This is a genomic window from Streptomyces curacoi (assembly GCF_001513975.1).
Classification (GTDB): domain Bacteria; phylum Actinomycetota; class Actinomycetes; order Streptomycetales; family Streptomycetaceae; genus Streptomyces; species Streptomyces curacoi.
In genome coordinates this window covers 123714-136368 of record NZ_KQ947985.1, presented here as the reverse complement: position 1 = coordinate 136368, position 12655 = coordinate 123714, and the positions used below count along the sequence as shown (strand labels likewise).

The window sequence follows — 12655 nt, the reverse complement described above, 5'->3', positions numbered from 1 at the left end:
TCTCGTGTCTGCTCCGGTGGACCACCGAACGGGTGGTGAGCGTGGACGATGTCGCCTTCCTCGCCATCGTCGCAGCGGTCACGGTCGCCTGGGAGCTGCGGCGCGGCAGCCTGGGGTTCGGCAGGAACCTGGCGGTCGGCCTTGCCGCCGGCCTGGCCGCGGTACTGCATTACCGCCTCATGGCCGCCGTGTGCGAGAGGAAGTGCGCCCAGGCGGTGGGCGGGAGGGTGAGGTGCGGGCCGGTGGGGTTCTTGGAGTCGCGTATGTGGATGGTGGTGGGGGTGGTGGCTATCTCGACGCAGTTCGAGCCGTCGCCGCTGTAGGTGGACTTCTGCCAGTGGAGCGTCTGCATGGTGGTTCCCTCACAGGTCCTGGATGCGATGGTGGATGAAGTCGCGCGTCTTGGCGGTGTCGAGCGCACAGGACTCCATGCGGTCCAGTACGGCCCTGTACTTGCTCAACTGTGCTTCAGCATCGAGGAATTCGCAGGCGCCGTGGTGTGAGTCCAGCTGGACCGTGTCGAGCTGAGGGACAGATCCCTCGATGTAGTCGAAGGACTGGCCGGTGGTGGGGAAACGGTCCGTGCCGAAAGGGATCACCCGGACCGTGACGTGGGGCAGTTCGCTCATGTCGATCAGGTGCTTGAGCTGACCACGGGTGACGACAGGGCCGCCGAAGTCCATGCGGAGCGCCGTCTCGTGGATGGTCGCTGTGTACGGGGGCGGATCCGCCCGATGCAGAAGGCCCTGCCGCTTGATGCGGTGCGTGAGGCGGTGCTCGATTTCGTACTGCCGCATCGGCGGCACCACTGACCGGAAGAGGGCTCGTGCATGGTCGGTGGTTTGCAGGAGCGCCGGGATGTGGATGACGAGTGCCACGCGCAGCGCGGACGCGTGATGCTCCAGTTCGGCCAGGTCGACGAGTGCGGCGGGTACATGCTCGCGGTACTCCTCCCACCAGCCTCGCGCCCGGCGTCCGGTCATCGCTGCCAAGGCGTCAATGAGTGCTTCGTCCGAGCAGTCGTAGGCGGACGCCACAGCTCGGACAAGATCGGCGCTGACGGGGCTACGTCCGGTTTCGATCATGCTGACGCGCCCCTGGTTGACCCCGAGGTGCGCGGCTTCGGTCACGGCGAACCCGGCACGCTCGCGGAGTTTGCGCAGTTCGGCGCCGAGACGCCGTTGGCGGAGGGTGGGGTTGTTGGTGGGTGGCAAGGCGCCTCCTTCCGGGCCGCGACGCGGCGCTCTTGTAACCCACACGGGGCAATTGCAGACTCATTGCCCCACGGCCCCCGCGCGGCACGGGTCGCACGTATGACCGTACGGTCGGTGCTCGCCAGCCACGGCAGACCCGAAATCGTCGAAGCTGTCGAGCTGTTGACCTCCGAGATGGTGACGAACACGTACCTGCACACCAACGGCCCCGCATCGCTCCGTCTCACCGCGCTCGCCGACGGACGTCTGCGCGTCGGGGTCTGGGACAGCCACCCCCGCATTCCCGCTCCCTTCGGCCGACCACCCCACGACCACGTCCCGCTCGCCCCGACGCACGTCGACAGGGGGCGCGGGCTCCGGTTCCTACAGCAATACGCCGACTGCTGGGGCGCGTGTCCCTCGGCGAGGGGAACCTTCGTTCGTCGGGCCGGGAAGCTGCTCTGGTTCGAGGTGTGCGGGTGAGCGTGGAACGCTTCGGATCCGTACGTAACTGCGAGGCGGCAAGTCCGACGACGGAGATGTGACTGACGTGGGGTGCGATGACCGACCACAATCGCGGTGCCGAGTCCGCTCGCGGCGGCGACTTCAACGGCTGGTGCTGCTGGGCCCCCTGCTGGTCCTGCTCCTTCTCGGTGGCACGGTCCCCGCGTCGGCCCACGCCGCCCTCCGCGCCACCGACCCCGAGGACGGAAGCCTCCTCAAGTCGGCCCCCCGCCACCTCACCCTGACCTTCACGGAGTCCGTCGGTCTGCTCGACGACTCCTTCCGCGTCCTGGACCCGGACGGCCGCCGCCTGCGCACGGGCGAGCCGCAGCATGGGCGGGGCGGCGGCGACACGGCCCGGGTGACGTTGCCCGCGAAGCTCGCCCAGGGGACGTACACCGTCGCCTGGCGGGTGGTGTCGGCCGACAGCCACCCGGTGTCGGGAGCCTTCACCTTCTCCGTCGGCAAACGTTCCCTGACCACGGCCACCGTGGACACCGGCCCCACCGAGGACCCGGCGACCAAGGGCCTCTACAACATCGCCCGCTACCTGGCCTATCTCGCCGCCGCGCTGCTCATCGGCACGGCGACGTTCATGGCGGTCTGCCGCCCGCCGGACACCCCCGCGCTCGCCAGGCTGCTGAGGGCCGGCTGGTGGACCCTCCTCGCCGCCACGCTCGCCCTGCTGGTGCTGCGCGCCTCGTACGAGACGGGTGAGGGGCCCCTGGGGTCCCTCGGCGTCGACTCCCTCACCCGCACGCTGACCAGCCGCCCGGGCGCGGTCCTGCTGGCCCGCCTGGCCCTCCTGCTGGTGATCGCGGTCCATCTCGTACGGCTGTCGCGGCGCCGTCAGCCCCCCGGCTGGGCAGGCGCCGCCCTCGCCGTGGGCCTCGCCCTGACCTGGGCCGCCGGCGAGCACGCCTCCGCCGGCATCCAGGTCCCCGCGGCGATGACGTCCTCGGCCCTGCACCTGCTGGCCACCGCGGTCTGGCTGGGCGGCCTCACGGCCCTGCTCGGCACGCTGTACCGGGCCCACCCGACCCCGGCCACGGTCACCCGCTTCTCCCGCCTCGCCTTCGCCTCCGTGACGGTCCTGGTCGTCACCGGCGTCTACCAGTCCTGGCGCGGCCTCGGCTCCTGGGACGCGCTCACCGGCACGACGTACGGCAGGCTCCTGCTCCTCAAGCTGGCCGCGGTGGCCCTGCTCCTGGGGGCGGCGGCGGTGTCCCGCCGCTGGACGGCGCGGCTGGCGACGGTCGACGCCGGGACGGTCGTACGGGAGAAGGTCCCGGAACCGGTCGGCGGCCCGCCCCTGCCCGAGGCGGCCAAGGCTGCCGCGTCGGCGGACGACGACCATGCGCCCCACCCTGCCGTCCGCCGCGCCCTGCGCCGCTCCGTCCTCGCCGAAGTCGCCGTCGGCGCCGCCGTGCTGGCGGTCACCACGGTCCTCACCAGCACCCTGCCGGGCCGGGCGCAGGCCGAGGCGGCGGCGGGGGCGCCCGCGGTGGTCGGGGCGTCCGTCACCACGGTCCCGTTCGACGTCGGCACCCCCGGCGGCCGTGGCAAGGTGCAGATCACCCTCGACCCGGGCCGGGTCGGCGACAACTCGGTCGAGGCCCTCGTCTACGGCCCCGACGGCGGCATCGCCATCGTGCCCGAGCTGCGTCTGTCCTTCACCCTCCGGGACCGGCAGATCGGCCCCCTCGACGCCCAGCTCGCCGACAAGGGCGGCTACTGGGGCAACAGCTTCGTCAGCCTGCCCGTCGCCGGGACCTGGGAGATGAAGGTGACGGTGCGGACGTCGGAGATCGACCAGGTGAGTGTGACCAGGAGCGTGACCGTCCGGTAGGCGACCGGCCTCGCGCATTGGCGATCGCCTGTCAGAAGAGCACCTGGATCAGCTGGTACGGGACCATGTAGAGCCCGGCGTAGAGGAAGAGCGTGCCGAAGACGAGCACGCCGAGGGTCCGCAGCACCCAGGTGCGCAAGGGGAGCCGGGCCTTGACCCGGTCCGGGTTGCGCGGGTCGTAGGAGACCTGCACACGCCTGGGGTCGGTGCCGACCGGCTCGGCCGCGCTGTCCGGCTCGCAGTGGCGGACCACGCCGTCCAGGTCCGTGAACCCGTACAGCCGCTTCTTGCCCGCGAGGTGCGAGTACGTCGCGAGGACGGTGACGCCCCGGCGGCGCAGGATCGCGCGGTCGTACAGCGCGATGGCGGAGAGGGCGTACAGGAGGAGGCCGATGAACAGCGGCTTCGTGCCGAGGACCCAGAGGAGGACGCCGATGAGGTCGCCGTGGGCGGCCAGGGTCACCAGGCCGGCCAGCCAGGCCGTGCCCACGAGCCCGATCACGGCCCACAGCTGGAAGTCGCCGGACGCCCAGAACGCCGTACGGGCCGGCTCCGCCGGCTCCACCACGACCAGCTCGGCCCCGTCCCGGTGCTCCCGCACCGGCAGCGCGGCGTTCACGGTGGCGCTGAAGACCGCCACCTCCAAGGCTCTGCGGTGGGCGAGGCGGTAGACCGTGGGGCTCGTCCCCTCGGGGGCCGTCAGCACCACGGCCACGCCGCGCGGGCCGTCCGTCGTACGGACCTCCTGCACGGCCGGCAGCGGTATGCGTCTTCGCACCCCGTCCTGCTCCAGCACCAGTGATCCGTCCTCCAGCCACAGCGCGCCGGAACGGCCGCGCAGGGCCACGGAGGGCACGGGTGCGGGCGTACTCGATGTCGTCATGGCGGAAAGGTAGCGGCGCGATCACGTCGCCGTACCCGACTTCGATCATCTCAACTTCTGCACATCCGTTCGAGATATCGGTCACGTTTCCGAAACGGCGATCGACATCTCTTGACGCATGACCTGACATGCGGCTGTTATTGCGCCACCGTGTTCGGTCAAGTTGGTTTCTGGTCGATTACGTGGGACTAGATCACGTCACCGCCCCGGCCGTTCCCTGCCTTCAGGAGCCGCAGATGCACCACACCTCCCCCTCGGGCCTCTCCCTCCCCTCCGCCAGCCGCCGCACCCTGCTGCGCGGCATCGGCGGCGCCGCGGTTCTCGGCGCCGGTGTCCCGCTGCTCAGTGCCTGTGGCGGCAGCGGCACGGCGAGTGACCCGAAGACCGTCACGGTCGGGTCCAACGCGTCGGACGCGGTGCCGAAGAAGGCGTTCGCCGACATCTACGCGGCGTTCAAGAAGGAGTCCGGGCTCACGGTCGACGTGAACACCAAGGACCACAACACCTTCCAGGAGCAGATCAACTCGTATCTGCAGGGCACGCCGGACGACGTGTTCAACTGGTTCGCCGGCTACCGCATGCAGTTCTTCGCGGCCAAGGGACTGGCCACGCCGATCGACGACGTGTGGAAGACCATCGGGGGCAACTTCCCCGACGCGATGCACAAGCTCAGCAAGGGCGAGGACGGCAAGTACTACTTCGTGCCGCTGTACACCTACCCGTGGGCGCTCTTCTACCGCAAGAGCGTCTTCCAGGAGAAGGGCTACGAAGTTCCCACCACGTGGGACGACTTCGTCGCCCTGTGCAAGCGGATGAAGAAGGACGGGCTCGTCCCGATCGCCTTCGGCGACAAGGACGCCTGGCCCGCGCTCGGCACCTTCGACCAGATCAACTTCCGGACCAACGGCTACGACTTCCACGTCGAGCTGATGGCCGGCAAGGCCTCCTGGACCGACGCCAAGGTGCGCAAGGTCTTCGACCTGTGGGCCGAGATCCTGCCCTACCACCAGGACGGCGCCGTGGGCCGCACCTGGCAGGACGCCGCCCAGACGCTGGCGTCGAAGAAGGCCGGCATGTATCTGCTGGGCACCTTCGTGGGCCAGCAGTTCACCAACGCCGCCGACCGCGAGGACCTCGACTTCTTCGCCTTCCCGGAGATCGACCCGGCCTACGGCCAGGACACCGTGGAGGCGCCCACCGACGGCTTCATGCTCTCCAAGGCCCCGAAGAACAAGGCCGGTGCCGTCAAGCTGCTCCAGTACCTGGGCTCCCCGGCCGCCGAGGAGAGCTACCTCAAGTCCGACCCGAACGTCGTCGCGGCCTCCACCAAGGCCGACACCTCCTCGTACAGCCCGCTGCAGAAGAAGGCGTACGAGATGATCTCCGGCGCCAAGTCCCTGACCCAGTTCATGGACCGCGACAGCCGGCCGGACTTCACCTCCACGGTGATGCAGCCCGCGCTGCAGAAGTTCATCCGCGACCCCAAGCAGATCGACAGCCTGCTCTCGTCGATCGAGCGCCAGAAGAAGACGATCTTCGCGTCCGGCTGATCCAGATGACGACCAACACCCCTACGAAGTCCCCGGAGGCGGCCGCCGTGCCGCCTCCGGGCACCGCATCGGACACCAAGCGGGTCCCGCAGGGGCACAGGCGCCTGCTGACCCGCCGCGACCGGCTCACCCTCGGCCTGATGGCCGGGCTGCCGACGATCCTGCACGTGGCCCTCGTCTGGGTCACCGCCCTCGCCTCGATCGCGCTGGCCTTCACCACCTGGGACGGTATCGGCTTCGACGCCATCAAGTGGGTCGGGCTGGACAACTTCCGTGAACTGTTCACCAACAACCCGCAGTTCTGGCCGGCCGTCGAGCACAACGTCGTCTGGTTCGTGGTCCTGATCCTGATCCCGACGCCGCTGGGCCTGTTCCTGGCCGTGCAGCTGGACAAGAAGATCCGCTTCAGCCGCGTCTACCAGACCGCGTTCTTCCTGCCGGTCGTGCTGTCGATGGCCGTCATCGGCTTCGTCTGGCAGCTCGTCTACAACCCCGACACCGGCCTGATCAACAGCCTCATCGGGGCCAACGAGCCCGGCAAGTACATCGACTGGATCGGCGACCCCGACCTCAACCTCTGGGCGATCCTCATCGCCGCCTCCTGGCGCCACACCGGCTACATGATGATCCTGTACCTGGCCGGCCTGAAGGGCGTCGACCCCGCGCTGCGGGAGGCGTCCGCCCTGGACGGGGCGGGCGAGTGGCAGACGTTCAAGAACGTCATCTTCCCCACCCTGCGCCCCACCAACACCATCGTCCTGGTCGTCACCATCATCGAGGCCCTGCGCGCCTTCGACCTGGTCTTCGTCTTCAACAAGGGCGCCGAGGGCACCGAGCTGCTGTCGATCCTGGTCACCAACAACATCATCGGCGAGTCCAGCCGCATCGGTTACGGCTCCGCCATCGCCGTCGTCCTGCTGCTGATCTCCCTCGCCGTGATCATCCCGTACCTGGTGGCCACCTTCCGGAAGGAGCGGCGCGCATGAGCACGGCCCTCGCAGTCAAGAAGCGCACCCCCGTCCGCCCGGCCCGGATTCTGCTGCACGTCTTCCTCGCGTCCATGGCGCTGGCCTGGCTCGCCCCGCTGCTCTGGGCCGTCTACGCGGCCCTGCGCCCGTACTCCGAGACGTCCGAGAAGGGCTACGTCTCCTGGCCCGACACGCTGACCTTCGAGAACTTCACGAACGCGTTCACGCAGTCGGACATGACGCACTACTTCGGCAACACCATGCTGATCGCGGTGCCGGCCGTGCTGCTGACGCTGTTCCTGTCGTCGATGGTCGCCTTCTACGTCAGCCGCTTCGACTTCCGCGTCAACCTGTTCCTGCTCCTGGTCTTCACCGCCGGCAACCTGCTCCCCCAGCAGGTCATCATCACCCCGCTGTACCGCCTGTACCTGCTCGTCGACCTGCCCGGCATCACGATGAGCGGCAAGCTGTACGACTCCGCGCTCGGCCTGGTCCTCATCCACGTGGCGTTCCAGTCCGGCTTCTGCGCCTTCGTGCTGAGCAACTACATGAAGATGCTCCCGCACGAGCTGACCGAGGCCGCCCTGGTCGACGGCGCCTCGGTGTGGCGGCTGTACTGGCAGATCACCCTGCCGCTGTGCAAACCGGCGATGGCGGCCCTGGCGACCCTGCTCTCCATCTGGATCTACAACGACTTCTTCTGGGCCCTGGTCCTCATCTCCACCGGCGAGAACATGCCGATCACGTCGGCGCTGAACAACCTCTCCGGGCAGTACTTCACCGATCCCAACCTGATCGCCGCCGGCGCCCTGATCACCGCGGTCCCGGTCCTGATCGTGTACTTCCTGCTCCAGCGCCAGTTCGTCAGCGGCCTCACGCTCGGCGCCAACAAGGGCTGACCTCGGCCCCGTCCGAAAGAGAACCACCGTGCACCACCCCTTCACCCCCGTCGCCTCCGTGCCCGTGGACGAGGCCAGTGCCCGCGTCCACGAGGAGGGCTGGCAGTCCTGGAGCCCCAGCGGCGCCTACGCCCTCGGCGACAAGCCCTACCGCCCGACCGACGACAACTGGGCGACGGTCTGTTACCGCCCGGGCGTCACCGTCCCGGAGGGCACCTTCCAGGGCGAGGGCCTGCTCGCGCTCGACCCCGGCGACGGCTCACCGGTCCGCCTGTGGGCGGCCGTCGACCCGACGCGCGAGGTGCCGTCGATCCGCCTGGCCGTACGGGACGGGCGGGCGGACGTGAGCGCCGACGGCCCGGTGCGGGAGTGGACGGGTACGAGCATCCAGTCGGTGCTGGGCGACTGGGCCGACAGCCTCGCGCTGCCGGTCCCCCGCCCGGCACCGACCGTCTGGTGCTCCTGGTACGAGTACTTCACCGCCGTCACCGAGGACGACATCCACGAGAACCTCCGTGCGATGGACACCCTCGACCTGCCCATCGACGTCGTCCAGATCGACGACGGCTACCAGAAGGCGCTCGGCGACTGGCTCACCCTCTCCGGCCGCTTCCGCTCCCGCGCGGGCATCGCGGACGCCATCCGCGCGCGGGGCCGCCGGGCCGGCATCTGGACGGCCCCCTTCCTGGTCGACCCGGCGAGCGACCTGGCCGCCGAGCACCCCGACTGGCTGGTCCGCGACCCCGCGGGCGGCTTCGCGCACGCCGGCCGCAACTGGGGCCACGACCTGCGCGTCCTGGACACCACGCACCCGGAGGCGGCGGCGTATCTGACCGAGGTCTTCCGGACGCTGCGCGCCGAGGGCTACGACTACTTCAAGGTCGACTTCCTGTACGCGGGCGCCCTGGACGGCGTACGGCACGACGCCCATGTGGACGCGCTGACGGCGTACCGGGCGGGCATCGCCCTGATCCGCGAGGCGATCGGCGCGGACGCCTACCTGCTGGGCTGCGGGGCGCCCCTGCTGGCGTCCCTCGGCCTGTTCGACGCGATGCGGGTCAGCCCCGACACGGCCCCGCACCGCCGCCCCGAGGCCGACGACTACAGCCAGCCCGGCCAGGACCCGGCCGAGTTCACGGGCGCCGGCCGCCAGTGGCAGCACGGCCGCCTCTGGATCAACGACCCCGACTGCCTGATGGCCCGTCCGGCGGTGGAGACCCGCGAGCGGTGGGCCGCGCATGTCGAGGCGACCGGCGGTCTGATGGCGTCCAGCGACCGCCTGCTGTCCCTGGACGCGTGGGGCGTGGAGACGACACGCCGCCTGCTGTCGTCGGGGGCCGCCCGATGAAGCGGGAACTGAAGGTCCCCGGCATCGCCTACGGCGGCGACTACAACCCCGAGCAGTGGCCCGAGGAGGTCTGGGCCGAGGACATGCGCCTGATGCGCGAGGCCGGGGTCAGCATGGTCAGCGTCGGCATCTTCTCCTGGGCGCTGCTGGAGCCCGAGGAGGGCGCGTACGACTTCTCCCTGCTGGACCGCGTCCTCGACCTGCTGCACGCCCACGGCATCGCCGCCGACCTCGCGACCCCGACGGCGGCGCCCCCGGCGTGGTTCTTCCGCGCCCACCCCGAGGCGCTGCCCGTGGACAGGGACGGCAGGAGACTGTCGTACGGCAGCCGCCAGACGTTCTGCCCGTCCAGCCCCGCCTACCGCGCGGCCGCCCTGCGGATGGCGCGGGCGCTGGCCGACCGGTACGCGGACCATCCGGCGGTCGTGATGTGGCACGTCCACAACGAGTACGGCTGCCACAACGCGGAGTGCTACTGCGACGAGAGCGCGAGGGCGTTCCGGGTGTGGCTCCGGGCCAGGTACGGGGACGACCTGGCGACGCTGAACGAGGCGTGGGGCACGCGGTTTTGGAGCCAGTCGTACTACGACTGGGACGAGATCCTCCCGCCCCGCGCCACCGGCGCCGTTCCGAACCCCACCCACCGCCTGGACTGGCGCCGCTTCTGCAGCGACGAGCTGCTGTCCCTGTACGAGGCGGAGCGCCGGGTGCTGCTGGAGGCGGCCCCCCAGACCCCCGCCACCACCAACTTCATGGTGATGCACAACTTCGACGCGCTGGACTACTGGCGCTGGGCCCCGAAGCTGGACATCGTCTCCAACGACCACTACCTCCAGTCGACCGACCCCGAGTCGGAGATCGACATCGCGCTCAGCGGCGACCTGGTCCGCTCCCTCGCGGGCGGCCCCTGGCTGCTGATGGAGCACTCGACGGGCGCCGTGAACTGGCAGCCGGTGAACAGGGCGAAGGGCCCCGGCGAGCTCCGGCGGAACGCCCTGGCCCATGTGGCCCGGGGCGCGGACGGCATCGCCTACTTCCAGTGGCGGGCGGCGAAGGCGGGCGCCGAACAGTGGCACTCGGCGATGCTCCCGCACGCCGGTACCGACAGCCAGATCTGGCGTGACGTGGTGCGACTGGGCGCGGATCTGCGGGCGCTCGCGGAGGTGCGGGGCAGCGTCGGTACGGCCGAGGTGGCCATCGTCTGGGACTGGAACGCCCGTTGGGCCATGGAACTCCCCTCCCAGCCGAGCGCCGAGCTGCGCTTCCAGGACCTGGTCCGCGCCTGGTACGAGCCGCTGTGGCGCGCGGGCGTCGCGGTGGACTTCGTACGCCCGGACGCGGATCTGTCCGCCTACCGTCTGGTCCTCGCCCCCAGCGTGTACCTGGTCGACGACGAGGGCGCGGCGAACCTGCGGGGTTTCGCGGAGCGCGGCGGCACCCTGGCCGTCGGCTTCCACAGCGGCGCCGTCGACGAGAACTGCCATGTCCGGCTGGGCGGTTACCCGGGCGCGTTCCGGGAGGCGCTGGGCATCCGGACGGACGAGCTGTTCCCGCTGCTGCCGGGGGAGTCGGTGGGCCTGAGCGGAGGCGGTACGGGGACCCTCTGGTCGGAGCGGGTGCGCCTGTGCGGCGCCGAGTCGATCGCCGCGTACACGACCGGCCCGCTGGCCGGCATACCGGCGGTGACCCGCCACCGCCACGGCACGGGCGTGACCTGGTATCTGGCCACGCTCCCGGACCCGGCGACGCTGGCCGGTCTGCTGGACCGCGTCCGCACGGAGGCGGGGGTGCGGCCGGTACGGAGTACTCCACAGGGTGTGGAGGCGGTACTGCGGCGCGGTCCGGACGCCGACTACCTCTTCCTGATCAACCACACCGACCGGCCCGCCCATGTCGCGGTCGCGCCGGACGCCACCGAACTGCTGACGGGCAAGGCGCTGCCGGGATCGGTCAGCGTTGCGGCTGGGGAGACGGCGGTGGTGCGGGAGCCGCGCTGAGTGGCAGGGTGGTGGGACATCGTCGGGGGTTTTCGAGGGGTGGGGCGGCATGCCGGAGCTCAGCAAGGGCGGGAACATCGTGGTGGGCTCCGGGCCGCTCGTCGCCGAACTGCACACCGCGGGCGGCACCGTCGACCTCAGCGCCCTGTTGGTGGCGGCGGACGGCAAGGTCAGGTCCGACGACGACCTGGTCTTCTACAACCAGCCGTCCGCCGAGTCCGGCGCGGTCCGGCACCTCGCCGCCGACACCTCGGATCCCGAGCGCATCGAGATGAACCCGGCCGCGCTTCCCGCGGACGTGGACCGGGTCGTCCTGGTCGGCAGCTGCGATCCCGACGACGCGAGCCGCACCTTCCGCGACGTGCAGGACGTACTGGTCCGCGCCGCCCAACTCGGCGCCGCCCCCGTCGACTTCCGCCCGCCCGCCCTCACCGGCGGCGAACGCGCCGTGCTCCTCCTGGAGCTCTACCGCAGGGGCGAGACCTGGAAGCTGCGCGCCATCGGCCAGGGCTACGCCGACGGCCTGGCCGGACTCGCCACCGACTTCGGCATAGAGGTGGCGGAGGCGGAGACGGTGGCGGAGGTGGGGGCTGTGACGGAGGCGGTGGCTGTGATGGATGTGCCCGAGGGGCCGAAGCAGTCTGCGCGGCCGGAGCAGCCCGGCCGGTCTGTCCCGCCACAGACGACGGCGGCCCCCACTCCACCCCCCATGAGCCCGCGCAAGCCCCCGCTCGGCACGATCAGTCTCGACAAGGGCAGCCAGGTCTCGATGAGCCTGGACAAGGCGGACCGCGAGCTGGTGGTCACGGCGACCCTGGAGTGGGACGGCGGCAGCGACCAGCGCCGCAGACGAGGCGCCGACCTCGACCTCTACGCCCTGTTCGTGCCGGCCTCCCAGGCGATACGCGGCGAGAAGGCACCCGGCAGCGTCGTGAAGTCCGGCCCCCGGCACAAGGGCGACGGCGCCGAGGTCGTCTACTACAAGAACCTCGGCTCGCTGAAGAAGCCGCCGTACATCCACCTCGACGGCGACGCCCGCGTCCCGGGCTGCGAAACGGTCCGTATCGTGCGCCCCGACGAGCAGGGCTACGTCCTCCTCTGCGCCTACAGCGCCGTGAGCAACGGCTTCGGGTCCTTCCGCAGCTTCGGCGCGAAGGTCGTCGTCACCGACGGGCGCGGCTCCACCGTCACCGTGCCGCTCTTCGAGAACACGTCGACCCGTTACTGGGTGGCCATCGCCCTGGTCGACTTCACGGTCCCCGACGGAGCGGCCATCCACCACGTCGAGGCCTACAGCGGCCGCATGACGGAACGCCGACCGGTCCTGCACGTCGACGGGACCGTGCAGATGAACGCGGGGCCGGTGGAGTTCAAGAGGCGCTGAGCGGGGCCCGTGGGGTGAATGCCCCCCAAACCGGGGCAAACACCAAATACACGCAAATACACGCGAATCCCCGCCAACCC

11 protein-coding genes are annotated in these 12655 nt (G+C 70.4%); 8 read left to right on the top strand and 3 right to left on the bottom strand.

The genetic code is table 11. From position 1 onward, the window contains the following. Nucleotides 1–169: 169 nt before the first annotated feature. Together AQI70_RS37055 and AQI70_RS06055 are read right to left on the bottom strand one after the other, a co-directional pair. Nucleotides 170–352, bottom strand: coding sequence for a DUF397 domain-containing protein (locus AQI70_RS37055; RefSeq protein WP_079051165.1), 183 nt, complete (start codon nt 350–352; stop codon nt 170–172). 10 nt (nt 353–362) lie between these two features. After that, complete coding sequence (locus AQI70_RS06055; protein WP_062145268.1) at nt 363–1214, bottom strand: helix-turn-helix domain-containing protein; 852 nt, start codon at nt 1212–1214, stop codon at nt 363–365. 63 nt (nt 1215–1277) lie between these two features. Between AQI70_RS06055 and AQI70_RS06050 the strand changes: the two genes are divergently transcribed. Next, nucleotides 1278–1676: an ATP-binding protein gene (locus AQI70_RS06050; RefSeq protein WP_341845941.1), complete on the top strand. Its 399-nt coding sequence runs from the start codon at nt 1278–1280 to the stop codon at nt 1674–1676. 133 nt (nt 1677–1809) lie between these two features. After that, nucleotides 1810–3546 carry a copper resistance CopC/CopD family protein gene (locus tag AQI70_RS06045; protein ID WP_062145266.1) on the top strand — a complete coding sequence of 579 codons (1737 nt, stop codon included), beginning with the start codon at nt 1810–1812 and terminating at the stop codon, nt 3544–3546. Nucleotides 3547–3577: 31 nt separating this feature from the next. Here the strand turns inward: AQI70_RS06045 and AQI70_RS06040 are convergent, their stop codons facing one another. Then, nucleotides 3578–4429 (bottom strand): DUF3592 domain-containing protein, encoded by an 852-nt coding sequence (locus AQI70_RS06040; RefSeq protein ID WP_159042621.1) that lies wholly within the window; start codon nt 4427–4429, stop codon nt 3578–3580. Nucleotides 4430–4665: 236 nt separating this feature from the next. Between AQI70_RS06040 and AQI70_RS06035 the strand changes: the two genes are divergently transcribed. From AQI70_RS06035 to AQI70_RS06010, 6 genes are read left to right on the top strand one after another with little or no spacing between them, the layout of a single operon-like run. Beyond that, nucleotides 4666–5979, top strand: coding sequence for an ABC transporter substrate-binding protein (locus AQI70_RS06035; protein WP_062145262.1), 1314 nt, complete (start codon nt 4666–4668; stop codon nt 5977–5979). Nucleotides 5980–5984: 5 nt separating this feature from the next. Further along, nucleotides 5985–6965, top strand: a complete 981-nt coding sequence (locus AQI70_RS06030) for a carbohydrate ABC transporter permease (RefSeq protein WP_003999937.1) — start codon at nt 5985–5987, stop codon at nt 6963–6965. Then, nucleotides 6962–7846 carry a carbohydrate ABC transporter permease gene (locus AQI70_RS06025; protein ID WP_062145258.1) on the top strand — a complete coding sequence of 295 codons (885 nt, stop codon included), beginning with the start codon at nt 6962–6964 and terminating at the stop codon, nt 7844–7846. The genes AQI70_RS06030 and AQI70_RS06025 overlap by 4 nt, the downstream gene beginning before the upstream one ends. A 28-nt stretch (nt 7847–7874) precedes the next feature. Further along, nucleotides 7875–9194 carry a glycoside hydrolase family 36 protein gene (locus AQI70_RS06020; protein WP_062145256.1) on the top strand — a complete coding sequence of 440 codons (1320 nt, stop codon included), beginning with the start codon at nt 7875–7877 and terminating at the stop codon, nt 9192–9194. Beyond that, nucleotides 9191–11191 (top strand): beta-galactosidase, encoded by a 2001-nt coding sequence (locus AQI70_RS06015; protein WP_062145255.1) that lies wholly within the window; start codon nt 9191–9193, stop codon nt 11189–11191. Before AQI70_RS06020 ends, AQI70_RS06015 begins: the two co-directional genes overlap by 4 nt. A 49-nt stretch (nt 11192–11240) precedes the next feature. Then, the gene (locus AQI70_RS06010) at nt 11241–12575 is read left to right on the top strand and encodes a TerD family protein (protein WP_062145254.1); all 1335 of its coding nucleotides are present in this window, start codon (nt 11241–11243) and stop codon (nt 12573–12575) included. Nucleotides 12576–12655: the final 80 nt, after the last annotated feature.

What these genes read in the sequence shown, in the direction of transcription:
- AQI70_RS37055 (WP_079051165.1), bottom strand. Translation starts at nt 352, where the DNA reads ATGCAGACGCTCCACTGGCAGAAGTCCACCTACAGCGGCGACGGCTCG.
- AQI70_RS06025 (WP_062145258.1), top strand. Translation starts at nt 6,962, where the DNA reads ATGAGCACGGCCCTCGCAGTCAAGAAGCGCACCCCCGTCCGCCCGGCC.
- AQI70_RS06035 (WP_062145262.1), top strand. Translation starts at nt 4,666, where the DNA reads ATGCACCACACCTCCCCCTCGGGCCTCTCCCTCCCCTCCGCCAGCCGC.
- AQI70_RS06010 (WP_062145254.1), top strand. Translation starts at nt 11,241, where the DNA reads ATGCCGGAGCTCAGCAAGGGCGGGAACATCGTGGTGGGCTCCGGGCCG.
- AQI70_RS06030 (WP_003999937.1), top strand. Translation starts at nt 5,985, where the DNA reads ATGACGACCAACACCCCTACGAAGTCCCCGGAGGCGGCCGCCGTGCCG.
- AQI70_RS06040 (WP_159042621.1), bottom strand. Translation starts at nt 4,429, where the DNA reads ATGACGACATCGAGTACGCCCGCACCCGTGCCCTCCGTGGCCCTGCGC.
- AQI70_RS06015 (WP_062145255.1), top strand. Translation starts at nt 9,191, where the DNA reads ATGAAGCGGGAACTGAAGGTCCCCGGCATCGCCTACGGCGGCGACTAC.